The sequence below is a fragment of the Parvibaculum sp. genome (genome assembly GCF_030651915.1).
In the GTDB taxonomy this organism is placed as follows: Bacteria; Pseudomonadota; Alphaproteobacteria; order Parvibaculales; family Parvibaculaceae; genus Parvibaculum.
The window spans coordinates 533,853-558,501 of record NZ_JAUSBV010000010.1; the positions used below are offsets into that span (position 1 = coordinate 533,853).

The 24,649-nt window shown below is 61.6% G+C and carries 24 protein-coding genes and 2 tRNA genes; all 26 read right to left on the reverse strand.

Annotation, left to right across the window (positions count from 1 at the left end):
- Window positions 1-53: 53 nt before the first annotated feature.
- Window positions 54-764: an ABC transporter ATP-binding protein gene (locus Q7V31_RS16655; RefSeq protein ID WP_304735944.1), complete on the reverse strand. Its 711-nt coding sequence runs from the start codon at window positions 762-764 to the stop codon at window positions 54-56.
- Entirely contained in the window at window positions 757-2,049 is a 1,293-nt protein-coding gene (locus Q7V31_RS16660) for a lipoprotein-releasing ABC transporter permease subunit (protein WP_304735945.1), read from the reverse strand. The genes Q7V31_RS16655 and Q7V31_RS16660 overlap by 8 nt, the downstream gene beginning before the upstream one ends.
- Window positions 2,050-2,212: 163 nt before the next feature.
- Entirely contained in the window at window positions 2,213-3,532 is a 1,320-nt protein-coding gene (gene proS / locus Q7V31_RS16665; RefSeq protein WP_304735946.1) for a proline--tRNA ligase, read from the reverse strand.
- 66 nt (window positions 3,533-3,598) lie between these two features.
- Window positions 3,599-5,299 (reverse strand): hypothetical protein, encoded by a 1,701-nt coding sequence (locus Q7V31_RS16670; RefSeq protein WP_304735948.1) that lies wholly within the window; start codon window positions 5,297-5,299, stop codon window positions 3,599-3,601.
- 77 nt (window positions 5,300-5,376) lie between these two features.
- The gene (locus Q7V31_RS16675; protein WP_304735949.1) at window positions 5,377-5,766 is read right to left on the reverse strand and encodes a hypothetical protein; all 390 of its coding nucleotides are present in this window, start codon (window positions 5,764-5,766) and stop codon (window positions 5,377-5,379) included.
- A gap of 58 nt (window positions 5,767-5,824) precedes the next feature.
- On the reverse strand, window positions 5,825-6,070 hold the full coding sequence (locus Q7V31_RS16680) for a hypothetical protein (protein ID WP_304735951.1): 246 nt from the start codon (window positions 6,068-6,070) through the stop codon (window positions 5,825-5,827).
- Between the two features lie 541 nt (window positions 6,071-6,611).
- Window positions 6,612-6,884 carry a DUF1467 family protein gene (locus Q7V31_RS16685; RefSeq protein WP_304735953.1) on the reverse strand — a complete coding sequence of 91 codons (273 nt, stop codon included), beginning with the start codon at window positions 6,882-6,884 and terminating at the stop codon, window positions 6,612-6,614.
- A gap of 22 nt (window positions 6,885-6,906) precedes the next feature.
- Entirely contained in the window at window positions 6,907-7,311 is a 405-nt protein-coding gene (gene mce / locus Q7V31_RS16690) for a methylmalonyl-CoA epimerase (protein ID WP_304735955.1), read from the reverse strand.
- Between the two features lie 70 nt (window positions 7,312-7,381).
- Window positions 7,382-9,070 (reverse strand): ribonuclease J, encoded by a 1,689-nt coding sequence (locus Q7V31_RS16695; protein WP_304735956.1) that lies wholly within the window; start codon window positions 9,068-9,070, stop codon window positions 7,382-7,384.
- Between the two features lie 9 nt (window positions 9,071-9,079).
- Window positions 9,080-9,847, reverse strand: coding sequence for a biotin--[acetyl-CoA-carboxylase] ligase (locus tag Q7V31_RS16700; protein WP_304735957.1), 768 nt, complete (start codon window positions 9,845-9,847; stop codon window positions 9,080-9,082).
- Window positions 9,848-9,853: 6 nt separating this feature from the next.
- Window positions 9,854-11,302, reverse strand: coding sequence for an NADH-quinone oxidoreductase subunit NuoN (nuoN, locus tag Q7V31_RS16705; RefSeq protein ID WP_304735959.1), 1,449 nt, complete (start codon window positions 11,300-11,302; stop codon window positions 9,854-9,856).
- A 13-nt stretch (window positions 11,303-11,315) separates the two neighbouring features.
- Window positions 11,316-12,860 (reverse strand): NADH-quinone oxidoreductase subunit M, encoded by a 1,545-nt coding sequence (locus Q7V31_RS16710; protein ID WP_304735960.1) that lies wholly within the window; start codon window positions 12,858-12,860, stop codon window positions 11,316-11,318.
- Window positions 12,860-14,791 carry an NADH-quinone oxidoreductase subunit L gene (gene nuoL / locus Q7V31_RS16715; protein ID WP_304735961.1) on the reverse strand — a complete coding sequence of 644 codons (1,932 nt, stop codon included), beginning with the start codon at window positions 14,789-14,791 and terminating at the stop codon, window positions 12,860-12,862. The genes Q7V31_RS16710 and nuoL overlap by 1 nt, the downstream gene beginning before the upstream one ends.
- Before the next feature lie 6 nt (window positions 14,792-14,797).
- Window positions 14,798-15,106: an NADH-quinone oxidoreductase subunit NuoK gene (gene nuoK, locus Q7V31_RS16720; protein WP_304735963.1), complete on the reverse strand. Its 309-nt coding sequence runs from the start codon at window positions 15,104-15,106 to the stop codon at window positions 14,798-14,800.
- Between the two features lie 65 nt (window positions 15,107-15,171).
- Entirely contained in the window at window positions 15,172-15,786 is a 615-nt protein-coding gene (locus tag Q7V31_RS16725; RefSeq protein WP_304735965.1) for an NADH-quinone oxidoreductase subunit J, read from the reverse strand.
- Window positions 15,787-15,817: 31 nt separating this feature from the next.
- Window positions 15,818-16,309, reverse strand: a complete 492-nt coding sequence (nuoI, locus tag Q7V31_RS16730) for an NADH-quinone oxidoreductase subunit NuoI (protein ID WP_304735966.1) — start codon at window positions 16,307-16,309, stop codon at window positions 15,818-15,820.
- Between the two features lie 38 nt (window positions 16,310-16,347).
- Entirely contained in the window at window positions 16,348-17,361 is a 1,014-nt protein-coding gene (gene nuoH, locus Q7V31_RS16735) for an NADH-quinone oxidoreductase subunit NuoH (protein WP_304735967.1), read from the reverse strand.
- A gap of 7 nt (window positions 17,362-17,368) precedes the next feature.
- Complete coding sequence (gene nuoG, locus Q7V31_RS16740; protein ID WP_304735968.1) at window positions 17,369-19,411, reverse strand: NADH-quinone oxidoreductase subunit NuoG; 2,043 nt, start codon at window positions 19,409-19,411, stop codon at window positions 17,369-17,371.
- A gap of 4 nt (window positions 19,412-19,415) precedes the next feature.
- Window positions 19,416-20,702: an NADH-quinone oxidoreductase subunit NuoF gene (gene nuoF, locus Q7V31_RS16745; RefSeq protein ID WP_304735969.1), complete on the reverse strand. Its 1,287-nt coding sequence runs from the start codon at window positions 20,700-20,702 to the stop codon at window positions 19,416-19,418.
- On the reverse strand, window positions 20,702-21,319 hold the full coding sequence (gene nuoE / locus Q7V31_RS16750) for an NADH-quinone oxidoreductase subunit NuoE (protein WP_304735970.1): 618 nt from the start codon (window positions 21,317-21,319) through the stop codon (window positions 20,702-20,704). The genes nuoF and nuoE overlap by 1 nt, the downstream gene beginning before the upstream one ends.
- Window positions 21,316-22,494: an NADH-quinone oxidoreductase subunit D gene (locus tag Q7V31_RS16755; RefSeq protein WP_304735971.1), complete on the reverse strand. Its 1,179-nt coding sequence runs from the start codon at window positions 22,492-22,494 to the stop codon at window positions 21,316-21,318. The genes nuoE and Q7V31_RS16755 overlap by 4 nt, the downstream gene beginning before the upstream one ends.
- Before the next feature lie 3 nt (window positions 22,495-22,497).
- Window positions 22,498-23,100, reverse strand: coding sequence for an NADH-quinone oxidoreductase subunit C (locus tag Q7V31_RS16760; protein WP_304736050.1), 603 nt, complete (start codon window positions 23,098-23,100; stop codon window positions 22,498-22,500).
- Window positions 23,101-23,173: 73 nt separating this feature from the next.
- Entirely contained in the window at window positions 23,174-23,734 is a 561-nt protein-coding gene (locus Q7V31_RS16765; protein ID WP_370690675.1) for an NADH-quinone oxidoreductase subunit B family protein, read from the reverse strand.
- Window positions 23,725-24,090 carry an NADH-quinone oxidoreductase subunit A gene (locus Q7V31_RS16770; RefSeq protein WP_304735972.1) on the reverse strand — a complete coding sequence of 122 codons (366 nt, stop codon included), beginning with the start codon at window positions 24,088-24,090 and terminating at the stop codon, window positions 23,725-23,727. The genes Q7V31_RS16765 and Q7V31_RS16770 overlap by 10 nt, the downstream gene beginning before the upstream one ends.
- 279 nt (window positions 24,091-24,369) lie before the next feature.
- Window positions 24,370-24,446: transfer RNA gene (locus tag Q7V31_RS16775), tRNA-Asp, on the reverse strand.
- 107 nt (window positions 24,447-24,553) lie between these two features.
- Window positions 24,554-24,629, reverse strand: a tRNA-Val gene (locus tag Q7V31_RS16780).
- Window positions 24,630-24,649 lie beyond the last annotated feature (20 nt).

Consider the following 24,649-nt stretch of genomic DNA (forward strand, 5'->3'; position numbering starts at 1 on the left):
CTTCGTTCTTTCTACGGCGGAGGATGGGCCATGGACCAGTTTGTGCGTGGCGATCAGAGACTCTGGAAGGCGGCGGCCAGATCGGCGCCTTCATGGAGACGACCTTCATGGAGCAAAACAATGCGGTCCATGTGGCTCGCCAGATCGAGATTATGGGTGGCGATGAGGGCCGCCACGCCCTGATTGCGGCAGATGTCGAGCAATTCGCCGAAGACCATCCGGGCCGTTTTCGGATCGAGATTGCCGGTCGGTTCGTCGGCCAGCAGGATGCGCGGGCGGTTGGCCAGCGCGCGGGCAATGGCAACGCGTTGCTGCTCGCCGCCCGAGAGTTCGGCTGGACGGTGCGTGGCACGGTTGGCGAGTCCCATGCGGGTCAGCAGTTCCAGCGCGAAGGCCTCGGCACGGCGCCGCGGCACGCCGGCAATCATCTGCGGCAGGACGACGTTTTCCAACGCCGAAAACTCGGCCAGCAGATTGTGAAACTGATACACAAAACCGATTTCGCCGCGGCGGATCGCCGTGCGGCGGGCGTCGGAGAGATGCACCGCCTCGTGGCCGGAAATCCAGACATCGCCCGCATCCGGCGCTTCGAGCAGACCGGCGATGTGGAGCAGCGAGGACTTGCCGGCGCCGGAGGGCCCGACCAGCGCGACGATCTCGCCGGCGAAAACATCGAGGTCGGCACCGGCGAATATGTGCAGTGTTTCCTCGCCCTGCAGGTAGGTGCGTGTGATGCCACGAAGGCTGAGAACGGCATCACTCATAACGCAGTGCCTCCACCGGATCGAGCGAGGCGGCGCGCCAGGCAGGATAAAGCGTCGCGGCAAATGACAGCGCCAACGCCATCAACACCACCGAGGTCACTTCGCCAACATCGATCTCGGCGGGCATGCGGCTCAGAAAATAGACTTCGGGCGAAAACAGCTCGGTGCCCGAGAGCTTCGACAGCCATTGGCGCAGGGTTTCGATGTTGAGACAGAAGACCGTACCAAGGACAAACCCCGCCAGCGTACCGACGACGCCGATCGAGGCGCCCGAGATGAAGAAGACGCGCATGACGGCGCCCTTGGTCGCACCCATGGTACGCAGCACCGCGATGTCGCGCCCCTTGTCCTTCACCAGCATGATCAGGCCCGAGACAATGTTCAGCGCCGCGACAATCAGGATCAAGGTCAGGATCAGAAACATCACATTGCGCTCGACCTGCAGCGCGCTGAAGAAGCTCTGATTGGTCTGCTGCCATGTCTGCACATCGCAACAGTCGCCGGCCGCAGCGCGGATCGCCGGCGCAACCGCGTTGACGCGATCAGGATTGTCGATGCGAATTTCGAGCGCGCTGACACCCTCGAAGGTACGGAAATAGTTGCGCGCTTCATCGAGCGGCATGAAGACGAAGCTGGCATCGTATTCCGACATGCCGACTTCGAAGACGGCAACAACCGGATAAGCGCCAACGCGGGGCGCCGTGCCGAAGGGCGTGATGGCGCCGCGCGGCGACAGCAACGTGATGTTGTCGCCGACAAGAAGGCCGAGCGATTGCGCCATCCGGGAACCGATCACGACGCCGCCTTCATCGAATCCGTCCAGCGAGCCGGCCACGATGCTGTCCGAAACAACGGTCAGATTTTTCAGGTCGCGCTCGCGCATGCCGCGGACGATGGCCCCGCCGGCATTTTGCGGGCTCGAGACCATGACCTGGCCTTCGACCAGCGGCATGACGCTGACGACACCCGGGATTTCGCCAATGCGGGCGGCCTTTGTATCGTAGTCCATCACATGCATGCCGATACCGCGCACGAACATGTGACCGTTGAGGCCGAGAATTTTCGAGAGAAGTTCGGTGCGAAAACCGTTCATCACCGACATGACGATGATCAGCGTCGCCACACCCAGCATGATGCCGGCAAAGGAGAAGCCGGCAATGACAGAGATGAAACCTTCACGCCGGCGGGCGCGCAGATAGCGCATCGCCAGCAGCCATTCGAAGGCGCCGAAGGGGCGTGCCCTGCCCTGGGCCGGTTCGGCTGCGGAATGTGCGATATCGGTCATGCCCTGTCCTCAGGGCCATCGGCTTTGCCGATTGCCCTTCGTTGTTTGGCCTCAAGCGCCGGCGCCGCCATCCGGCGGCTTGGCTTACGCGCCATAAGGCGCGGCGGCCGGTCGGCCTTGCCGTTTTTCGTAAGCGAAAAACGGATACCCTCTTATCACCATCTCAACTCGCAATCTTCGCCAGCGCCGCCTCCGGCGACAGTTCGACGCGTTCGCCACTGGCGCGATTCTTCAACTCGACTGTGCCGGATTTAAGGCCACGCGGGCCGACGACCAGCTGCCAGGGCAGACCGATCAGATCCATGTTCGAGAATTTCGCCCCTGCCCGCTCGTCGGTATCGTCGTAGAGCGTGTCGATGCCGAGGGCGGCGAGCTTCGCATAGAGGTCCTCGCAGGCGGCATCGGTTTCGGCATCGCCCGATTTCAGGTTGATCAGGCCGACGCGGAAGGGCGCGACCGCTTCGGGCCAGACGATGCCCGCCTCGTCGTGGCTTGCCTCGATGATGGCGCCGACCAGGCGCGAGACGCCGATGCCGTAGGAGCCCATCTGGGCCGGGACTTCCTTGCCGTCGGATCCGGCAATGACGCAGCCCATCGCCTCGGAATATTTGGTGCCGAAGAAGAAGATGTGGCCGACCTCGATGCCGCGGGCGGAGAGCTGCTTGTCGGCCGGGACTTCGGCGGCGAAGCGGGCGGCATCGTGCTTCTCGTCGGTGGCGGCGTAAAGGGTGGTGCGGGCGTCGATGACCGGCGTCAGGTCGCCCTCGTAGTCGAGGTCGTCGCCGGGGACGGGCATGTCGACCAGATCGCGATGGCAGAAGACGGCGCTCTCGCCGGTTTCGGCCAGGATGATGAATTCATGGCTCATGTCGCCGCCGATGGGGCCGGTGTCGGCGGCCATCGGGATCGCCTTCAGGCCCATGCGTTCGAAGGAGCGCAGATAAGCCACGAACATCTTGCGATAGGCGCGGCGCGCGCCCTCGACATCGATGTCGAAGGAGTAGCCGTCCTTCATCAGGAATTCGCGGCCGCGCATGACGCCGAAGCGGGGGCGGATCTCGTCGCGGAACTTCCACTGGATGTGGAAGAGATTGCGCGGCAGATCGCGATAGGACTTCACGGCACCCTTGAAGATTTCGGTGATCATCTCCTCGTTGGTGGGGCCGAAAAGCATGTCGCGCTCGTGGCGGTCCTTGATGCGCAGCATTTCGGGGCCGTAGGCGTCGTAGCGGCCGGACTGGCGCCAGAGGTCGGCCGATTGCAGCGTCGGCATCAGGAGTTCGATGGCGCCGGCGCGGCGCTGTTCGTCGCGGACGATCGCCTCGATCTTGCGCAGGACGGCCAGCCCCAGAGGCAACCAGGCATAGATGCCGGCGGCGGTCTGGCGGACCATGCCGGCACGCAGCATCAGCCGGTGCGAGGGGATCTGCGCCTCGGCCGGGTTTTCCTTCAGGGTGGGCAGAAAATATCTTGAAAGGCGCATGATCACCTGACCGCGGGGGCACGAGCCTTGCGGCGGCCGCCGAGGCTTCGGATTGGGGCTCAAGTTTTAGGGGGTTGCGACCGGATTCGCAATGTCGGGCACGGCGACCGACTGGCGGCGCACCAGGCCCTCCAGATATGCCCTCACATCGACCTCCGGACCCTCAACGACGCCGCGGCCGGTGCGCGGGCCCCAGGGGCCGCGTTCGAGTTCGTCGATCGAATAGCCCATGTCGACATCGTAGGTGCGGTCGATCTGGTTCCTGAGATAGCGCTGGGCCTCGTACCAACGGGTCTTGTCCGCGCCTTCGTTGCAGGAGGCGAGTTCATCGCCGGATGCGCCCCATCGGCGCTCGATGCATTGATAGGGATCGAAGGAGAGATCGTAGAGGCGGTGGACGATGTCATCGATGGTGAGCGTGACGGTGCGGCCGGCGGAATTCCTGTAGTCGATGCGGCAGAGTTCGTTCTGTTCCCTGTAAGCGGTCAGCAGATCGCCGGCGAGATCGGTACCCTCGTAATGGAGGCGCGGGGCGTCGACCATGTCCAACTTGATGAAGTCGACAATGTGATCGTACATCTCCTTGAAGGCGGTCTTCAGGCGGGCGTCGCGCGAGGGTGTCGAGTAGAGCTCCCAAACGCCGTGCGTGCCGTAGATGTTGTTGGGCAGACGCGCGGGCGGGCTCATGTTCTGGATGCCGCGGGCGGTCGAGATTTCGACGGCATGCTTGCGGGCGCGCAGATCGAAGCAAACCGACTGCATCATGCCGCGCAGTTCGGCGACCGGATGATATTCGAGTTCGCCGATCGACATGCGGGCGCGCAAATAAGTGTAGAAATCCATGCTCTCGCCGTTCCAGACCCATTGCGCCATGCCCCATGCATAAGGATTGACGGGCGGGTTGCCGGTGTATTGCTCGAGCGAGAAATCCTCCAGATCGGCATTCATGATCGGCGCGATGCGGCCGCCGACAAGGGCACCGTTGGCGGCGCGGATTGCGCCGACGACTTCGATGGGGCGGAACTTCTGAAAGATCGAGCCGAGTTGCGGGCCGGTGCGCAGGAATTCGCGACCGAGAAAGGTGCGGCTCAGCGAATGATCGGGGTGGGACGAGAAGATCAGGATGCGGCCGCCGGATTCGACGCGCCAGACCAGCGAGGCATGGCCGTTGACGTCATAGGCGATGGTGCCGGGGCGGATCGACGCGCGGTCGAGGCGCGGCGCATAGGTGTCGGTGAACATCACGGGATGGTCGATCGTCGCGTCGCGGCGGAACATCGCCGTCGAAACGAAATTGACGATGTTGTGAAGGATCGGCACAGCGGCAACCCCGCGCGCGGTGCGCGGCACGGAATCGCGGGCGACGATGTCGTTGCCTTCCAGCGAATAGCGAATATCCGTACCCGGACCGTCATGGGCACGCATCGCCGATTGCCAGGCGAAAGGCAGGCCGTTCTTCCAGGCGAAATAGGCGCGCAGGACATAGGGCATGTCGGCGCAGTCGGCGTAGAAGCGGGTGCGCGGATCGGTGTGGCGATAGGGGTTGGCCGGGCTTTTCAGGCACTGGTCGAGCGTCCAGCAATCGGCGGCGCCGAGGCCGGCGATGAAATCCTCCCAGGATTTTTCGTGCGCGTCGCTCCAGCGTTGCTCGGTGATGCGCCAGAGGCCGTCGCTTGCCGAGGCGGCGGGCGCAAGCGCCAGCGACCAGAATGCCGCAAATCCGACGCACAAAGACAGAATGCCGGTTTTCCGGCCCCAGAAACGCATATCTTCGCCCCACCCATTGAGCCACAAGCCTGTGGGCGGGGGACTTCCGTGTCAACAAAAGCCGGATCGCGATCGCGTCATTTCACCGGCTTGTGATGCAATCTTGCACAAGCTTCGGCCAAAGCATGGTTAGCGCCGGAGACATCGTGGCCGTCAATGGTGGTTCGGCCGGTCTTCATGTCGATCGCGACGCGCGCGACGGTCAATTTCGTCGCCGAATTGAAAGCCGGGTTGCGGCCGACCAGCGGGTCGAGTGTCATGTCGAATTCGTAGACGGGACGCAGACCATAGGAATAGCCGCCGCCGAGGTCGGCCGGGGCGACGGGGCTGCCGTCGGCGGCAACGCCCGGAAGGTAATCCGCGCCACCGGGGAAGTGAACGGCAATGGCGTCGCAGTCGGATTGCTCGATATAGGCGATGTCGGTGCCTGCCAGTTCCTCGGTCGATGCCGGGAGGGCCGCTACCATTGCGGTAGCGAGCCCTATCAACCATGACAAATACCGACTCGATCGAACCGACATTGCTTTACTTCTTCCAGACCGACCGGTCGCTCTCAAGCAACGACAACAAATACCGGCAGGCGGATTCTTCATCTGGAAAGCGTCTGAGTTCATTCTTTCGACCACGTTCGGCGTAGTAGACTTCCCACATCGATCCCGAATGCTCGATACGAAACTCCTCGGTGTCGGCATCCGAACCGGATCCGTAGCGGACCGCGGCGGGATCGATATTTCGTCCCGCCAAAAACTCCTGAAGCTCACCCAGTGTCATCACCCACCTTGTGTGAATCGAGCGACATCTTGATGTCAGCAATATTGTTGCGGGAAATCCTCAACAATACAAACCAGCACCCGACAAGGGACGTTGCGGCGGGGGCAGCATTTCGTGAACGACCGGAAACCGAGGCCGGCGCTGTCAGAGCGCCCGTTCGATCTTGCGGGCAACGGGACAACGGTCCGGACCGCGGGACTCGCCGTCGCCTTCGCCGTCAAGCTCGCCTTGCAGCGAACCGGGCAATGAAGCGGACGTCAGCGGCCTCTCATTCGACCGGAAATTGCCGAGCGCGGGACTCGGATTTGCGAAAATTTCCAGCAGACACAATAGGCGCGTGACACGTCGCCGCAGGCTGGCTATAGTCCCTGCACAAAAAGGGGAAATAAGCGCGCGAGCGCGGCCCAGGTTTAGGGAGGAAACGCAGACTTTGTCCGCCGGAAACGGGCGGCAGAGGCGCGGCAAGAGGGAATACTAACGAGCAAGGCAGCGAAAGCTGGCCTTGCTTTTTTTTGCGGTTTTCCCCGGAACCTGCTGCCCGTCAGTATCCGTCGCCAAAATCCGGCATGAAGGGAAGATCGTCGATGGCCACCGGCTGCGCGACGACCAGCCAGACGATGAGGGCCCAGACCAAGGCCGCAACAATTGTGGTGACGCCCATCTTCCAGAGCAACAAGGGCGCGGCGGGCGCGCCCGGATCGCCGCCTGCAGGTACTTCCGATGTCGTCTGGGCCCGAACGCCCCAGGGCAGAATCGCGAAGAGCACGATCCACCAGACGACAAAGTAGATGGCCAGTCCGGCTGTCCAGGTCATCTCTGTTCCTCGCCCGTCAGTGTCAGGCCTGCTCGAGCTCGACCAGCGTGCCGTTCAGGTCTTTCGGATGCAGGAAGACCACCGGCTTGCCATGGGCGCCGATGCGCGGCTTGCCGGTGCCGGTGATGGTGACGCCTTCGGCGTTCATCTTTTCGCAGGCCGCATCGATGTCGTCGACCTCGATGCAGATGTGATGGATGCCGCCCTTCGGGTTTTTGGCCAGGAAGCCGGCGATGGGCGAGTTCTCGCCCAGCGGTTCCAGCAATTCGATCTTGGTGTTGCCGAGATCGACGAAGACGGTGGTCACGCCATGGTCCGGCTGCGGCACCGCGTCGGAGACCCGGGCGTTGAACTTCTTGCGGTAGAGCTCGCCCGCCGCTTTGACGTCGGGGACAGCGATGGCGACGTGGTTGAGAGGACCAAGCATCGATTTTTCCTCAGCGTTGAATGCGAATGGCCCATGTTTAGGCCGGTTTCAGGAAAGGGGCAAGGCGGGCTCAGATGCGGGTGACAACCACGTCGACCTGGGGCTTCTTGCCCCATTGGCGGCGCAGTGCCCCGCGCACCGCCCGGCGCAAGAACTCGGCGACGGTGTCGTCGTCGTCGCGCCGTTTGGCCGGCAGGCGGTCGAGCGCTTCATCGACCGCATCAAGCGCGCGGTCCTCGAAATCGACGCCGTTGCCGTCTTCCTCCGGCAAGCCCATCAGGCGGACCTGCGGATCGCCGCGGACCTGGCCCTTGCCGTCGAGGACGATGCTGACAAAGACCGAGCCGGCGAAAGCGAGGCGGCGGCGCTCCTGTACCGCGCCCTCGTCGGCCGCGGTCAGCACCTCGCCATCGAGATAGATGCGGCCCGACGGCGCCTCGTCGACGATCTCGGCCGGACCCGGCGCCAGACGGACCATCAGGCCGTTGCGGATGACGACCTGCTGCGGCACCTGCAGCTCGCGCGCCAGCGCCGCGTGTTCGGCCAAGTGGCGGGCCTCGCCATGCACCGGCACCGATATTTCAGGCCGGATCCATTGATACATGCGTGCCAGCTCGTCGCGGCAGGGATGACCCGAGACGTGGACGAAATGATCCTTCTCGGTGATGACGCGCACACCGCGCAAGGCCAGCGTGTTCTGCAGGTCGAAGATCGAGATTTCGTTGCCGGGGATGACGCGCGACGAAAAGATCACGCTGTCGCCCCGGTTGAAGGTGATGTTCGGATGGCCATCCTCGGCGATGCGGGCAAGCGCCGCGCGCGGCTCGCCCTGGCTGCCGGTGCAGATGAAGAGCACCTTCTCGCGCGGCAGATAGCCCGCATCCTGTTCGCTCACGAAGGGGGGCAGGTCATTCAGATAGCCGGCATCGCGCGCTGCGGCGACGACGCGGTGCATGGCGCGGCCGACCAGCACCGCGTGACGGTCGCAGGCCGCCGCCGCGCGGGCGATGCTTTCGAGACGTGCAACATTCGACGCAAAGGTGGTGACGGCCACCCTGCCCTCGAGCGGCCGGATCAGTTCGATCAAGCTGGTGGCGACATCGGCTTCCGATCCGGAGCTGCCGGGCGAAAAGACATTGGTCGAGTCGCAGACGATGGCGCGGACGCCTTCGTCGCCGATTTCGGTGAGGCGGGCAATGTCGATGTCGCCGCCCAGCACCGGGTCGGGATCGATCTTCCAGTCGCCGGTATGCATGACAAGGCCGAGGGCTGTGCGGATCGCCAGCGCGTTCGGCTCGAGGATCGAATGGGTCAGCGTCACCAGTTCGATGTCGAAGGGGCCGAGATCGAAGCGATGGCCGAGCGGAATGATGTGCATCGGCACTTCGCTTTCGAGGCCCGCCTCGATCAGCTTGCCGCGCACCATGGTGGCCGTAAAGGGCGTTGCATAGACGGGGCAGCGCAGGCGCGGCCAGAGATGCGCGACGGCCCCGATGTGATCCTCATGGGCATGGGTCAGCACGATACCGAGCAAGCGGTCGCGCCGCTCCTCGATGAAGGCGGGGTCGGGCATGATCAGGTCGATGCCCGGCGTGCGCTCATCGCCGAAGGTGACGCCGAGATCCACCATGATCCAGTGGCGGTCATCCGCAGGCCCATAGCCATAGAGGTTGAGGTTCATGCCGATCTCGCCCGAGCCGCCAAGCGGCAGGAAGACGAGTTCATCATTTGTGTGCGGCGATGCGGGGGATCTGGTCATGGCGCCAAACTACGCTGCCGCGGGGGCAAAGAACACATCGCCGGCCGAAACCTGGCGCAGGCTGCCATCGGCCAGACGCAACAGAAGCGCGCCATCCGGCGCCAAGCCCTCGAAAACGCCGTCGAATGTTTCCTGCGCGAGGCGGACGGTGAGGCCTTCGCCGAGGCCGATCGCGCGGGCAAGCCAGGCTTCGCGGATGGCGGCAAAACCCTGAACGCCGCGCCAGATGGCGAGCCAGCGCTCGAAGGCCGCTACCAATGCCGCCAATGCCTCGTCGGGCGCGACGGGCGGGGCACCGATGGCGGGGAGCGACGTTGCCGGGAATTCGACGCCTTCCGGGTGACCGGCGAGGTTGATGCCGATGCCGATGGCGAGCCAGGCAACCTCGGCCCCAGCTATACCGGAGGATTCGAGCAGGATGCCCGCCAGCTTGCGTCCGTCATACAGCAGGTCGTTGGGCCATTTGAGGCGCAGGCCGGGGCGGTCCGGCGGAGGCAGGAGCGTCTCGACCGCGTCGAAGACGGCAACGGCAGCGACAAAGGAGAGTTCGCCGGCCTGACGAGGACCGCAGCGCGGGCGCAGCAAGAGCGTGCCCATGAAGTTGCCGGGCGGCGATACCCAGCTCCGACCGCGCCGGCCGCGGCCCGCTGTCTGCCGCTCGGCAACAATCCAGAGGGGTCCTTCCGCGCCGGATTCGCCGAGGCGACGCGCTTCCTCGTTGGTGCTGTCGATCTCGATGAAGCGGCGAAGTGCGGCACCTGAAGGAAGATCAACCATCACCGTTTACGGCAACAGCGCGCCGACCGCGACTTGCGAGGCGACGATGAGCGGAGCCGGCCAGACGAAGAAGAAGAGCGTAAAGACACCCGAAATGCCGAGAATGGTCGTCAGTTCGGCGGGCATGGGTTGTGCGAAGGCTTCTGCCGGTTCGTCGAAATACATGATCTTGACGATGCGCAGGTAATAGTAGGCGCCGACGACGCTCGACAGAACACCGATGACGGCAAGCGGATAGAGCCCCGCCTGCACCGCTGCCATGAAGACGTAGAATTTGCCGAAGAAACCCGCGAGCGGCGGAATGCCGGCCAGCGAGAACATCAACATGCCGAGAAGGAATGCGACCATCGGCTGATTGCGCGACAAGCCGGCCAGATCACCGATCGTCTCGACATAGCCTTCATCGCGACGCATGGCGAGAATGCAGCAAAAGACACCGGCATTCATGATCACATAGATGACCAGATAAATGAGGACGCCACGCACGCCCTCCGGCGTTCCAGCGGCAAGGCCGACAAGCGCGAATCCCATATGCGAGATCGAGCTGTAGGCCATCAGACGCTTTATGTTGGTCTGACCGATGGCGGCGAAGGCGCCAAGCACCATCGAGGCGATGGAAATGAAGATGACGATCTGCTGCCACTCGGCCATCATCGACGGGAAGGCACCGAAAAGGACACGCAGGATCAGGGCCATGGCCGCAACCTTCGGCGCACCGGCGAAGAAAGCCGTGACCGGCGTCGGCGCTCCTTCATAGACATCGGGCGTCCACATGTGGAAGGGGACCGCCGAAATCTTGAATGCAAGGCCCGCGAGCACGAAAACGATGCCGAAGATGACGCCGATATTGGTGCCGTCTTTTGCCAGCACTCCGGCTATTGCGTCGAATTCAACGCTGCCGGTGAAGCCGTAGATCAGCGAGGCGCCATAGAGAAGCATGCCGGAGGCAAGCGCGCCGAGGACGAAATACTTCAAGCCTGCCTCGGAGGCACGACCGCTGTCGCGATTGAATGCCGCAACGACATAGAGCGCGAGGCTCTGCAGCTCGAGGCCCATATAGAGCGCGATCAGGCCGTTGGCCGAAACCATCATGAACATGCCGAGCGTCGCCAGAACGATCAGCACCGGGAACTCGAAACGGTCCATGCCTTCGCGACGAATATAGGTGAGCGACATGACCATGGCGGCGGCCGCGGCCAGCAGGATCAGCAGTTTCATGAATCGTGTGAAGCCATCGACGACAAACATGCCACCGAATGCCTGGACGGCGGTGCCGGGCTCAACGATCAACAGCGCAGCGACGAGCAGGAAAAGCCCGAGAGCGCCGTAGCTTGCCTCGCGTGCCGTGCAGTCCTTGCGAAAGGCGCCATACATCAACAACGCCATGGCGCCGACCGCCATGATGATTTCCGGCAGTGCCGGAAGCAGCGAGGAGACGGTGGTTGCGTTTTCCATTTTCCCGTTCTCCCTATCGGCCGGTGATGAGGGCGGCGAGATGCGACATCACGCCTCCCCCCTCGGCCAGCCGATGCGCCTCGACGGCGGCATTGTAGTTCGACACCAGATTTTCCACGGACATCGCCGTAACATTCATGATCGGCGCCGGGTAGATGCCGAAAAAGATCGTGGCGGCCAGAAGCGGTGCGAGCATCACGACTTCGCGGCGATTGAGATCGGCTATGGCCTTGAGCGTATCCTTTTCCAACACGCCGAAGATGATGCGCCGGTAGAGATAGAGCGCATAGGCCGCTGCCAGAATAACGCCGGTTGCGGCAATGGCGCCGACCCATGTGCTGACCTTGAAAGCCCCGATGATCGTCAGGAATTCGCCCACGAAACCGCTGGTGCCGGGCAGACCGACATTGGCCATCGTGAAGACCATGAAGGCCAGCGCATAGAGCGGCATGCGATTGACGAGGCCGCCATAGGCTGAAATTTCACGCGTGTGCATGCGGTCATAGATCACGCCCACACACAGGAAGAGCGCGCCGGAGATCCAGCCATGGCTCAGCATCTGGAAGATGCCGCCCTGCACGCCCTGCTGGTTGGCGGCAAAAATGCCCATGGTGACGAATCCCATATGGGCCACCGAGGAATACGCGATCAACTTTTTCATGTCCTCCTGCACCAAAGCCACCAGCGAGGTGTAGACGATGGCAATGAGGCTGAGGCCGAAGACGAGCCAGGCGAGATCGGCGGAAGCAATCGGAAACATCGGCAGCGAGAAACGGAGGAAACCGTAACCGCCCATCTTCAGCAGAATGCCGGCCAGAATAACCGAACCAGCAGTCGGCGCTTCGACATGCGCATCGGGCAACCAGGTGTGAACGGGCCACATCGGCATCTTGACCGCAAAGGAAGCAAAGAAGGCGAGCCATAGCCAGAATTGCATGTCGGCCGGAAAGTCATGCGCCAACAGCACGGGGATGCTGGTCGTGCCTGCATGCCAGTACATCGCCATAATGGCGAGCAGCATCAGCACCGACCCGGCCAGCGTGTAGAGGAAGAACTTGAAGCTCGCATAGATGCGGCGTTTGCCGCCCCAGACACCGATGATCAGGAACATCGGAATCAGGCCGCCTTCAAAGAAGAGATAGAAGAGAACCAGATCAAGCGCACAGAAGACGCCGATCATCAGCGTTTCGAGCACCAGGAAGGCGATCATGTATTCCTTGACGCGCGTGTCGATCGACGTCCAGCTCGCCAGAATGCAGGCCGGCATCAGGAAGGCGGTCAGGATGACGAAGAGCACCGAAATACCGTCGACGCCCATGTGGTAGTCGATCGCGCCGCCCAGCCACTCGGACTTCTGCACGAACTGGAAATCAGACGTCGTCGGATCGAACTGCGCCCAGATATAAAGCGAGAGAATGAAGGTTACACCGGTGGTCCAGAGCGCCACATAGCGTGCATTGCGCGCCACCGCGGCCTCGTCGCCACGCACCGTCAGGATGATCAAAGCACCGACGAGCGGAAGGAATGTGACCAGAGAAAGAATATAGCCGTCGGCCATTACTGCGCCCCCCCGAGCATGAACCAGCTCGCCAACCCGGCGACGCCGAGCAGCATGGCAAAGGCGTAGTGATAGAGATAACCGCTCTGGAGGCGGACAACGCCGCGGGTAATGTCGAGCACACGCGCCGAAATACCGTCCGGACCCCAGCCGTCGATGATGCGGCCGTCACCCTGCTTCCACAGGACACGGCCGAGCCAGAAGGCCGGACGAACGAACAGGAAGTCGTAGATCTCGTCGAAATACCACTTGTTGAGCAGGAAGTTGTAGAGCGGCTCCTGCGTACGCGCGAGCTGCTTCGGAATGTCGGGCCGGGCGATGTAGAAGAGCCATGCGGTGGCAAAACCGATAATCATCATCAGCGTCGGCACGAACGGCACCCAATCCGGCACTTCGTGCATGGCGTGAATAATGTGGTTTTCAGCCCCGCGATAGATCGCCTCGAGCCAGAAGGCTTCATAGGCATGACCAATGAAGAGCGGCGCGAAGAGGAACCCGGCACCCAGAGCTCCGACCGCAAGAATGAATAGTGGAACCAACATAACGATCGGCGATTCATGGACGTGGGAAAGCGTCTCATTGGAAGCACGGGATTCGCCGTGGAACGTCATGAAGATCAGGCGCCATGAATAGAAGGATGTCAGAAGTGCCGCCGCCACGGTGAGTGCGAAGGCGTACATGTGCGCCGCGTTGTGGCCAGCGAACGCTGCCTCGATGACAGCATCCTTCGAATAGTAGCCTGCCGTGAAGGGGAACCCCGTCAACGCCAGCGTACCGATAACCATCATCAGCCAGGTGATCGGGATCATCTTGTAGAGACCGCCCATCTTGCGCATGTCCTGCTCGTCGCTCATCGCATGGATGACGGAGCCCGAACCGAGGAACAGCAATGCCTTGAAGAAAGCGTGTGTGAACAAATGGAACATCGCCACTTCGTAGGCGCCGACGCCGATGGCAACGAACATGTAGCCAAGCTGCGAGCACGTTGAATAGGCAATGACGCGCTTGATGTCGTTCTGAACGAGACCGACGGTGGCCGCAAAGAAGGCCGTCGTTGCACCGATGACCGTAACGACCGTAAGCGCATAGGGCGAGAATTCGAAAACGGGCGACATCCGCGCCAGCAGGAAGACGCCGGCCGTGACCATGGTCGCGGCGTGGATCAGCGCCGAAACGGGGGTCGGACCTTCCATCGCATCCGGCAGCCACGTGTGCAGGAAGAACTGCGCCGACTTGCCCATGGCCCCCATGAAGAGCAGCAGGCAAGCGGTGGTGACGATCGGGACGTCGTAACCGAGGAAATGGAAGGTGTCATCGGCGATTTCCGGTATGGCCTTGAAGACCGTATCGAAATCGACAGAGCCGACGGTCAGGAAAAGCGTTGCGATACCGAGGATCAGACCGAAATCGCCGACACGATTGACCACGAAGGCCTTGATGGCCGCCGCGTTGGCGCTGGGCCGCTGATACCAGAAGCCGATCAACAGGTAAGAGGCGAGACCGACGCCCTCCCAACCAAAGAAGAGCTGCACGAAGTTGTCGGCTGTCACCAGCATCAGCATGGCGAAGGTGAACAGCGACAGATAGGCGAAGAAGCGCGGCTGGTGCGGATCGTGGCTCATATAGCCGATCGAATAGATATGCACGAGCGCCGACACCGAGGTCACAACGACAAGCATCACCGCGGTCAGTGTATCGATGCGCAACCGCCAGTCGGCTTCGAAACCTCCGGAATTGATGAAGGTCAGAACCTGAACACGTGCGGTCTCGCCGCCAAGACCGACCGAGACCAACGCCACAAACGAGAGAAGCGCCGAAACGACCAGCAGGCTCGACGTCACGATCTGCGCGCCGCGCGCGCCAAGCCAATGACCGAATATGCCGGCAATCAGAAAGCCTAGAAGCGGCAGGAAGACGATGGCCGAATACATTCTTCCTTACCCCTTCATCACGTTGATGTCTTCAACCGCGATGGAACCGCGATTGCGGAAGTAAACGACCAGAATGGCCAAGCCGATGGCGGCCTCGGCCGCAGCGACCGTCAGAACAAAGAGCGCGAAGACCTGACCCACCAGATCGCCGAGATGGGCAGAGAAAGCGACCAGATTGATGTTGACCGCGAGCAGCATCAATTCGATCGACATCAGGATGACGATGACGTTCTTCCGGTTGAGGAAGATGCCGAAAATGCCGAGCGTGAAAAGGATCGCCGCCACGGTCAGATAATGTTCGAGGCCGATTGCCATTCTCTATCTCCTGCCCCTTGCGCAACTTGCGCCGGGACCAGTCCCCACTTTTCTCGTTACGCCGCTCAGAGCCCCTGACCGGGTTCGACCTTCTTCAATTCGACAGCCTGTTCGCGCGTTCGTGCGACCTGATCCGCAATCACCTGCCGTTTCACATTCGGCTTGTGGCGCAGCGTCAGCACGATGGCGCCGATCATTGCGACCAGCAGGATCAGGCCGGCCGCCTGGAACAGGTAGGCATATTGCGTGTAGATAATTTGTCCCAGCGCACGCGTGTTGTGCACTTCGGATATCACCGGGGCCGGTGCGGCCGCGATGCCCGCCGCCTCGGGCGATATCACCCAGGCACCAAGCACCAGCATCAGCTCGATCATCAGAATCAAGCCGACCAGGGCGCCAATCGGCAAATACTGCAGAAAGCCTTCGCGCAGCTCCAGAAAATCGATGTCGAGCATCATGACAACAAAAAGGAACAAGACCGCGACTGCACCGACATACACGATGACAAGAATCAGGGCGATAAACTCCGCCCCGAGCAGCACGAAGAGCGCGGCCGAATTGAAGAAGGCCAGGATCAGGAACAATACCGAGTGAACGGGATTGCGCGAAGCGATCACCATGAAGCCCGCAGCAACGGTTATCGCTGCAAAGAGATAGAACGCAATGGCGGTGGCAATCATATGGACCTCTCGTCCCCTCGACGGTCTTCGTTCAACGGTATGGTGCGTCGAGCGCGATGTTTGTCGCGATCTCGCGCTCCCAACGGTCGCCATTCGCCAACAACCGATCCTTGTCGTACATCAGCTCTTCGCGCGTTTCCGTCGCGAATTCGAAATTCGGCCCTTCGACGATCGCATCGACCGGGCACGCCTCTTGGCAGAGGCCGCAATAAATGCATTTCGTCATGTCGATGTCGTAACGCGTGGTGCGGCGCGTACCGTCGTTGCGGCGCGGGCCGGCCTCAATCGTAATGGCGAGCGCCGGACAAACCGCCTCGCAGAGCTTGCAGGCGATACAGCGTTCCTCGCCGTTCGGATAGCGGCGCAGCGCATGCTCGCCGCGAAAACGCGGACTCAGCGGGCCTTTCTCGAAGGGGTAGTTGAGCGTTACTTTCGGTTTGAAAAAATAACGCATCGCGAGCACGAAGCTCGATACGAACTCCGCGAGAAAGAGCGACCGCGCCGACTGTTCCAGCCAGGCCATTGTTCAGTCCCTTCCCGTATGTGTCATCGTGCCCATCCTCAATGCTGCGGCACGATGTCGAAGCCAACCAACACACTGGCGGTCAGCACAACCCAGAACAGCGAGAACGGCAGAAATACTTTCCAGCCGAGGCGCATGAGCTGGTCGTAGCGGTAGCGCGGCACGAACGCCTTCACCATGGCAAACATGAAGAAGACAAAGAGAACCTTCAGCAGAAACCAGACAATTCCGGGTACCCAATTGAACGGCGCAATGTCGAAGGGTGGCAGCCAGCCGCCGAGAAACAGGATCGTCGTCATGGCGCACATCAGCAGGATCGCCACATATTCACCGAGCATGAACATCATGTAGGGGGTCGAGGAATATTCGACCATGAAGCCGGCGACGAGTTCGGATTCCGCTTCCACCAGATCAAAAGGCGGACGATTGGTTTCAGCCAATGCCGAGATAAAGAAGATCGCGAACATCGGCAGGTGCGGAATGAAATACCAAACTGTCTTCTGCGCTTCGACGATTTCAGTGAGGTTCAGGGAGCCGGCGGTCAGCAACACGCAGACAATGACGAAACCAATCGAGACTTCATAGGAGACCATTTGCGCGGCCGCACGAAGCGCCGAGAGAAAGGGGTACTTCGAGTTCGACGCCCAGCCCGCCATGATGACGCCGTATACCCCGAGCGAGGAGATCGCGAAGATGTAAAGAACGCCGACGTTGATGTTGGATATGACCACGCCTGCGTCGAACGGGATCACGACCCATGCGGCGAGCGCCAGCGTCACCGTCACCAACGGCGCAAGCAAGAAGACGCCTTTGTTGGCGCCTGCCGGGATCACAACCTCCTTGAACACGAATTTCAGAAGGTCAGCGAAGGATTGCAGAAGGCCGAAGGCACCGACAACATTGGGGCCGCGACGCAGCTGCACCGCTGCCCAGATCTTGCGATCAGCCAGCAGCACATAGGCGGTGACCAACAATATCGCAACGATAAGTGCCAGCGACTGTCCAATGATGATGGCGAGAGGGATGCCATAGGTGATCAGAAATTCGGTCATGCCACCCTCACTCCGCCGCCTGGACGCGCGTGCCGGCGTGTTCCGCCGAGCAGCGCGCCATAACGGCGCTCGCGCGCGCGATCGGATTCGTCAGGTAAAAGTCCTTCACCGGCGTCTCAAACGGCGCCGCATCGAGATCGCCAAGCGGAAGGTCGGGCAATGCGCCAGCGGCAACGACCGCGTCGACTTCCGCAAAGTGGGGTGCATCAACCGTCATGGCGGCCCGCAACGTCGTCAGATTGTCATAAGGCAACGTGTGACCGAGAACGGCAGAAAGTGCGCGCAGGATCGTCCAGTCCTCGCGCGCAGCGCCTGGCGGGAAAACCGAACGCCTGCCGAGCTGAACACGGCCCTCGGTATTGACCCAGGTTGCATTTTTTTCCGTGTAGGCCGCACCCGGCAGGATCACGTCGGCGCGGTGAGCGCCGGCATCGCCATGGGTGCCTTGATAGACGACGAAGGCAGAGCCGAGGCGGCTCATATCAATCTCGTCCGCAGCGAGGAGATACACAAATTCGATCCCGCCGTCGGCGGCGCCGTCGAGAATGCCTGCGATGTCGCGTCCGCCGCGCGTCGGCACGAAGCCGAGATCGAGCCCGGCGACACGCGCCGCCGCGGTGTGGAGCACATTGAAACCGTTCCAGCCGTCGCGGACAGCGTTGACGGACTTGGCCAAGGCGATGGCCGTGGCAAGAACCGCGGCACCATCCTTCCGCGTCAACGCACCCTGCCCGACCACAATCATCGGATTGGAAGCATTCTTCAGAACGTCCGCAAACGCACCAAGGTCTTTCAGCGAGAGCGGGCCGGCGCCGAGATGGTCGTAGGCATATGAAAGATCGGAACGCGGACCGACGACCCCGACCCTCAGGCCACCCCTTCGGGCACGCTTCAGGATGCGCGCGTTGAGAAGCGGCGCTTCCTTGCGCGGATCGGTTCCGATCAGCAGGATCGCATCGGCCTCTTCAATTCCGGCGATGGTGGTGTTGAAGAGATAAGACGCCCGTGCCGAGGCATCGAGCTTCGCGCCATCCTGACGGCAATCGATATTGGCAGAACCAAGCGCTGCATAAAGATCTTTCAACGCCTTCATGGATTCCGCACAGGCAAGATCGCCGGCGATCGCGGCGATGCGTTCGCCTTTCAATCCCTTCAGTCGCGCGGCGATTGCCGCAAAGGCCTCATCCCAGGTCGCCGACCGCAGACGGCCGTTTTCGCGGATATAGGGCGTATCGAGGCGTTGGCTCTTGAGCCCGTCCCAAACGAAACGCGTCTTGTCGGAAATCCACTCTTCGTTCACGTCTTCGTTCAGACGCGGCAGGATGCGCATGACTTCGGCGCCGCGCGCATCAACGCGAATGTTGGAGCCTACTGCATCCATCGCATCTACGGATTCCGTCTTGCGCAGTTCCCAAGGCCGTGCCGTGTAGGCGAAGGGATGGAACGTCAGCGCGCCGACCGGGCAGAGATCGACGACATTCGCCGACAGCTCCGAAGTGAGCGCGTGTTCGAGATAGGTCGTGATCTCCATGTCCTCGCCGCGGCCGATGGCACCGAGTTCCGGCACGCCGGCGACTTCCTGCGAGAAGCGGATGCAGCGCGTGCAATGGATGCAGCGGGTCATCACCGTCTTGACCAGCGGACCCATGTATTTGTCCTCGACGGCACGCTTGTTCTCCTGAAAGCGCGAGCCATCGACGCCATAGGCCATCGACTGGTCCTGAAGATCGCATTCGCCGCCCTGATCGCAAATCGGGCAGTCGAGCGGGTGGTTGATCAGCAGGAATTCCATCACGCCTTCGCGGGCGCGCTTGACCTGTTCAGTCCTGGTGTGAACGATCATGCCATCGGCCGCCGGCATGGCACAGGAGGCCACCGGCTTCGGCGATTTCTCGACTTCAACGAGGCACATGCGGCAATTGCCGGCAATCGACAGGCGCTCGTGGTAGCAGAACCGCGGAATCTCGGCGCCCGCTTCCTCGCAGGCCTGGAGCAGCGTGGCGCCGTTTTCGACCTCGACCTCAATGCCATCGACAATCAGTTTTGGCATGCCCCTACTCCGCCGCCCGCGCAACGCCGCGCTTCGACGCGATGCGCTCTTCAATGGTACCCCGGAAATGACGGATCAGGCCCTGAACCGGCCATGCTGCCGCGTCGCCAAGCGCGCAAATGGTGTGGCCCTCGACGCGCTTCGAAACGTCAAGCAACATGTCAATTTCCTCAACCGCCGCGTCGCCCGCCACCAGACGCTCCATCACCCGCCACATCCAGCCGGTTCCTTCGCGACAGGGCGTGCACTGACCGCAGCTTTCATGTTTGTAAAAGGCGGATAGACGCGCGATCGCCTTGATGACGTCGGTCGACTTGTCCATGACGATGACGGCCGCCGTGCCGAGGCCGGTTTGCACCGCTTTCAGCGAGTCGAAATCCATCAGCACGTCGTCGCAGACCGACTTTGGAATGAGCGGCACTGACGAGCCGCCGGGAATGACCGCCAGCAGATTGTCCCAACCGCCGCGGACGCCGCCTGCATGCTTCTCCAGAAGCTCGCGCAGCGGAATGCCCATTTCTTCTTCAACGTTGCAGGGGTTGTTCACGTGCCCCGAGATGCAGAAGAGTTTGGTGCCCGCGTTATTGGGGCGCCCGAGGCCCGCGAACCAGGTGGCGCCGCGACGCAGAATGGTCGGCGCAACCGCAATCGACTCGACATTATTGACTGTCGTCGGCGCACCATAGAGACCGACATTGGCCGGGAACGGCGGCTTCAGGCGCGGCATGCCCTTTTTGCCTTCAAGGCTTTCGAGCAGCGCGGTTTCTTCGCCACAGATATAGGCGCCGGCGCCGTGATGGACATAGATGTCGAAATCCCAGCCGGAGCCGGCCGCATTCCTGCCGACGAGGCCCGCTTCATAGGCTTCGTCGATGGCAGCCTGAAGCTGTTCGCGTTCGCGAATGAATTCGCCACGCACATAGATGTAACAAGCATGCGCGCCCATTGCGAAGCTGGCGATGAGGCAGCCTTCGATCAGCTTCTGCGGATCGTGGCGGAGAATATCGCGGTCCTTGCAGGTGCCGGGCTCGGACTCGTCGGCATTGACCACAAGATAATGGGGGCGGCCATCGGACTCTTTCGGCATGAATGACCATTTGAGGCCGGTCGGAAAGCCCGCGCCGCCACGGCCGCGCAGACCCGACTTCTTCATCTCGTCGAGTATCCAGTCGCGACCCTTGGCAATGATTTCCGCCGTACCATCCCAGTCGCCGCGTGTACGGGCACCAGCAAGCCGCCAGTCGTGATGGCCATAGAGATTGGTGAAGACACGATCCTTATCTTCGAGCATTACTCACCCCCACCCGAACGCGGCGCCGATGTCAGGCTGGTCAGACCGCCCAAGGGCTCGGACGAATGCCGGGCGCTTTGTGGCCCGGGCTTCACGTCCTTGCCTGCGCGCAGGTCGGCCAGAATGCGCTCCAGCGCTGCCGCGTCGAGGTCTTCATAGAAGTCGGCATTGATCTGGACCATTGGCGCGTTGACGCAGGCACCGAGGCATTCAACCTCGAGCCAGGAGAGCTTGCCGTCGGCGCTGACCTGCCCCTCGGGCCCGATCTGCTTGCGGCAGACTTCTTTCAGCTCGTCGGCGCCGCGCAGCCAGCAAGGGGTCGTACCGCAGAGCTGCACGTAATGCTCGCCGACCGGCGAGAGATTGAACATCGTGTAAAAGGTCGCGACTTCGAGCGCGCGGATGAAATCCATGCCAAGCATGTCGGCGATATAGCGAATGGCCGGTTCGGGCAGCCAGCCGCCATGCTGCTCCTGCGCCCGCCAGAACAGCGGGATGATGGCCGAAGCCTGCTTGCCTTCGGGATATTTGGAGATCTGCTTCTTCGCCCATTCGGCGTTCTCGGGCGTGAAGGCAAAGCTCGCCGGCTGGTTGGGATCAAGTCTACGAACGCTCACCGGTCCACCTCTCCGAACACGATATCGATGGAGCCGAGGATGGCGGCGACGTCCGCCAGCATGTGGCCCTTGCACAGATGATCCATGGCCTGGAGATGGGCATAGCCCGGCGCGCGGATCTTGCACTTGTAGGGTTTGTTGCCACCGTCGGAAACCAGATAGACGCCGAATTCGCCTTTCGGCGCCTCGACCGCCACATAGACTTCGCCCGCAGGTACGCGGTAACCCTCGGTGTAAAGCTTGAAATGATGGATCAACGCTTCCATGGAGCGCTTCATGTCGGCGCGCGACGGCGGCACGACTTTGCCGTCTTCGGCATGAACGGGTCCACCCGGCATCATTTCGATGCACTGCTTCATGATGCGCAGTGACTGTCGCATCTCTTCCATCCGGATTACGTAACGGTCGTAGCAGTCGCCATTCTTGCCGACGGGGATGTCGAAATCGAGTTCGGAATAGACCTCGTAGGGCTGCGAGCGACGCAGGTCCCAAGCCATGCCGGAGCCGCGCACCATGACGCCAGAGAACCCCCAGGCGAGCGCGTCGTCCTGCGAGACGACGCCGATGTCGACATTGCGTTGCTTGAAGATGCGGTTGCCGGTCAGCAATTCTTCAAGGTCGTCGAGCGCTTGTTCGCACGGGTCACAGAAATTGTAGATGTCCTCGATGAGTTTCGGCGGCAAATCGCGATGCACGCCGCCGACGCGAAAATAGTTGGCGTGCAGGCGCGCGCCGGATGCGCGCTCGTAGAAGATCATCAGCTTTTCGCGCTGCTCGAAGCCCCAGAGCGGCGGCGTCAGCGCGCCGACGTCCAGCGCCTGCGTCGTCACATTGAGCATGTGGGCGAGGATGCGGCCGATCTCGGAATAGAGCACGCGAATGAACTGGCCGCGGCGCGGGACTTCGAGACCCAGCAATTTCTCGGCAGCGAGCACAAAGGCGTGCTCCTGATTCATCGGCGCCACATAGTCGAGGCGATCAAAATAAGGCGTCGCCTGAAGGTAGGTCTTGTATTCGATCAGCTTCTCGGTGCCGCGATGCAGGAGGCCGATATGCGGGTCGACGCGCTCAACAACCTCGCCATCGAGCTCCAGCACGAGGCGCAGCACGCCATGCGCGGCCGGATGTTGCGGTCCGAAGTTCAGGTGGTAGTTGCGGAGTTCCTGTTCAGCCATGAGCTAGTTCTCCGCCTTCTCGTCGCCCGGCAACAGATACTCGACGCCTTCCCAGGGGCTGGCGAAATCGAAACTGCGGAATTCCTGAACCAGCTTGACCGGCTCGTAGACGACGCGCTTTTCGTCGTCGTCGTATCGCACCTCGACATAACCCGTAAGTGGAAAGTCCTTGCGCAGGGGGTAGCCGTTGAAGCCGTAGTCGGTGAGGATACGGCGCAGATCCGGATGGTCGCTGAAGAGCACGCCGTACATGTCGAAAGTCTCGCGCTCGTACCAATTGGCCGCCGGATAGATGCCGACGACGCTCGGCACGGCCGTATCTACATCGGTCTCGACGACGACGCGTATGCGCTGGTTCTGGTGCATCGACAGCAGGTGATAGACGATATCGAAACGGCGCGCGCGCTGAGGATAGTCGACGGCGGTGATGTCGATCAGCGTCGCAAAATGACAGGCCGGATCGTCGCGCAGAAATTTCAGCACACGCGCAATCGATCGGGCCTGCGCCCGGATCGTCAGCTCGCCAAATTCTACGCTGTAGCCCAGCGTCGAATCCTCGACGCCGCCGAGAATGTGCTCGCCCAGTTCTGTGAGACTTTCGTCCATCGATGCGGTCTCGAAACTCATGGGCAGGATTTCGCTTCCGGCAAGGAAGGTCATTGCTGCCGCTCAGTGGAACTCAACGGTCGAGCGTACCCGTCCGGCGAATTTTCTTTTGAAGGGCGAGGATGCCGTAGAGCAGTGCCTCAGCGGTTGGAGGGCATCCGGGCACATAGATGTCAACCGGGACAATCCGGTCGCAACCGCGCACCACGGAATAGGAGTAATGGTAGTAGCCGCCGCCATTCGCACATGAGCCCATCGAGATCACATAGCGAGGCTCCGGCATCTGGTCGTAGACCTTGCGCAACGCGGGCGCCATCTTGTTGGTCAACGTCCCGGCGACGATCATCACGTCGGACTGGCGCGGGCTCGCGCGCGGCGCGACACCGAATCGTTCCGCGTCGTAGCGCGGCATGGAGGTGTGCATCATCTCGACCGCACAACAGGCCAGACCGAAGGTCATCCACATCAGCGAACCGGTGCGCGACCAGTTGATCAAGTCGTCGACCGTGGTCAGCACAAAACCCTTGTCGGCCAGCGCATCCGACGCGTGCTGGAAGAACGCATCATCCTGCCCGCTTCCCACAATCGCATCACCTGCCGGTGCGACCGCGCCGCCGGTTTGTATCACTCCCATTCCAGGGCGCCCTTCTTCCACTCGTAGGTGAAGCCGATCGTCAGCACCGCGAGGAACACGATCATCGACCAGAAACCAAACAAACCGACATCACCCAGCGCAACTGCCCATGGGAACAGAAAGGCCACTTCAAGATCGAAGATTATGAAGAGAATAGCGACCAGATAGTACTTCACATCGAACTTCATTCGCGAATCGTCGAATGCATCGAATCCACATTCATAAGCGGCGAGCTTTTCGGGATCCGGTTTGCTCGGCGCGACAATGAACGGCGCGATGAGCAGCGCAAGACCGATCACGAGCGACAGCCCTATAAATATCAATATGGGCAAGTACTCGAGAAGCAGGTCTTCCATCGAATTGTCCCCAACAAGAGACCGATACCTTTTGGACATCGGCCGGGCAGATTTTCACGCTGCGCGGGCGCGCAGCAGGACGATTGGATCGTCCCTAATCGGCTGCCCAATTCGGCGCACAGTATATCTCTCGCATGCGCGAAATCAAAGGCCGGCTGACGTTTTGTCGGAGCAAAAACCTTTGAACTTCCTGCCCTTGCGCCAGGTCATGCGCAAGGTGGGCAGCGCACGCATACTGGCGCGCGTGGCGATCGCATACGCCCGATGAATTGGAAACGATGGCGGGAGTGACGGGACTCGAACCCGCGACCTCCGGCGTGACAGGCCGGCGCTCTAACCAACTGAGCTACACCCCCAACACGGCCAGAAAGACCGCCTGAAAGGTGGGCGGTTCGTAAGCCAAGGCCCCTTCCCTGTCAAGGCGCATCGACCCTTGCAGCGGTGCATGTGGCCATGACTTGCCTGGTGGGCGGTGACGGGCTCGAACCGCCGACCCTCTCGGTGTAAACGAGATGCTCTACCAACTGAGCTAACCGCCCCTGCCGACCAGCCGCAACGC

Excerpts from the sequence above, each read along its gene's own strand:
- Q7V31_RS16655 (WP_304735944.1), bottom strand. The coding sequence starts at position 764 with ATGAGTGATGCCGTTCTCAGCCTTCGTGGCATCACACGCACCTACCTG.
- Q7V31_RS16660 (WP_304735945.1), bottom strand. The coding sequence starts at position 2,049 with ATGACCGATATCGCACATTCCGCAGCCGAACCGGCCCAGGGCAGGGCA.
- proS (WP_304735946.1), bottom strand. The coding sequence starts at position 3,532 with ATGCGCCTTTCAAGATATTTTCTGCCCACCCTGAAGGAAAACCCGGCC.
- Q7V31_RS16670 (WP_304735948.1), bottom strand. The coding sequence starts at position 5,299 with ATGCGTTTCTGGGGCCGGAAAACCGGCATTCTGTCTTTGTGCGTCGGA.
- Q7V31_RS16675 (WP_304735949.1), bottom strand. The coding sequence starts at position 5,766 with ATGGTAGCGGCCCTCCCGGCATCGACCGAGGAACTGGCAGGCACCGAC.
- Q7V31_RS16680 (WP_304735951.1), bottom strand. The coding sequence starts at position 6,070 with ATGACACTGGGTGAGCTTCAGGAGTTTTTGGCGGGACGAAATATCGAT.
- Q7V31_RS16685 (WP_304735953.1), bottom strand. The coding sequence starts at position 6,884 with ATGACCTGGACAGCCGGACTGGCCATCTACTTTGTCGTCTGGTGGATC.
- mce (WP_304735955.1), bottom strand. The coding sequence starts at position 7,311 with ATGCTTGGTCCTCTCAACCACGTCGCCATCGCTGTCCCCGACGTCAAA.
- Q7V31_RS16695 (WP_304735956.1), bottom strand. The coding sequence starts at position 9,070 with ATGACCAGATCCCCCGCATCGCCGCACACAAATGATGAACTCGTCTTC.
- Q7V31_RS16700 (WP_304735957.1), bottom strand. The coding sequence starts at position 9,847 with ATGGTTGATCTTCCTTCAGGTGCCGCACTTCGCCGCTTCATCGAGATC.
- nuoN (WP_304735959.1), bottom strand. The coding sequence starts at position 11,302 with ATGGAAAACGCAACCACCGTCTCCTCGCTGCTTCCGGCACTGCCGGAA.
- Q7V31_RS16710 (WP_304735960.1), bottom strand. The coding sequence starts at position 12,860 with ATGGCCGACGGCTATATTCTTTCTCTGGTCACATTCCTTCCGCTCGTC.
- nuoL (WP_304735961.1), bottom strand. The coding sequence starts at position 14,791 with ATGTATTCGGCCATCGTCTTCCTGCCGCTTCTAGGCTTTCTGATTGCC.
- nuoK (WP_304735963.1), bottom strand. The coding sequence starts at position 15,106 with ATGGCAATCGGCCTCGAACATTATCTGACCGTGGCGGCGATCCTTTTC.
- Q7V31_RS16725 (WP_304735965.1), bottom strand. The coding sequence starts at position 15,786 with ATGATTGCCACCGCCATTGCGTTCTATCTCTTTGCAGCGATAACCGTT.
- nuoI (WP_304735966.1), bottom strand. The coding sequence starts at position 16,309 with ATGGCCTGGCTGGAACAGTCGGCGCGGTCGCTCTTTCTCGCGGAGTTC.
- nuoH (WP_304735967.1), bottom strand. The coding sequence starts at position 17,361 with ATGACCGAATTTCTGATCACCTATGGCATCCCTCTCGCCATCATCATT.
- nuoG (WP_304735968.1), bottom strand. The coding sequence starts at position 19,411 with ATGCCAAAACTGATTGTCGATGGCATTGAGGTCGAGGTCGAAAACGGC.
- nuoF (WP_304735969.1), bottom strand. The coding sequence starts at position 20,702 with ATGCTCGAAGATAAGGATCGTGTCTTCACCAATCTCTATGGCCATCAC.
- Q7V31_RS16755 (WP_304735971.1), bottom strand. The coding sequence starts at position 22,494 with ATGGCTGAACAGGAACTCCGCAACTACCACCTGAACTTCGGACCGCAA.
- Q7V31_RS16760 (WP_304736050.1), bottom strand. The coding sequence starts at position 23,100 with ATGGACGAAAGTCTCACAGAACTGGGCGAGCACATTCTCGGCGGCGTC.
- Q7V31_RS16765 (WP_370690675.1), bottom strand. The coding sequence starts at position 23,734 with ATGGGAGTGATACAAACCGGCGGCGCGGTCGCACCGGCAGGTGATGCG.
- Q7V31_RS16770 (WP_304735972.1), bottom strand. The coding sequence starts at position 24,090 with ATGGAAGACCTGCTTCTCGAGTACTTGCCCATATTGATATTTATAGGG.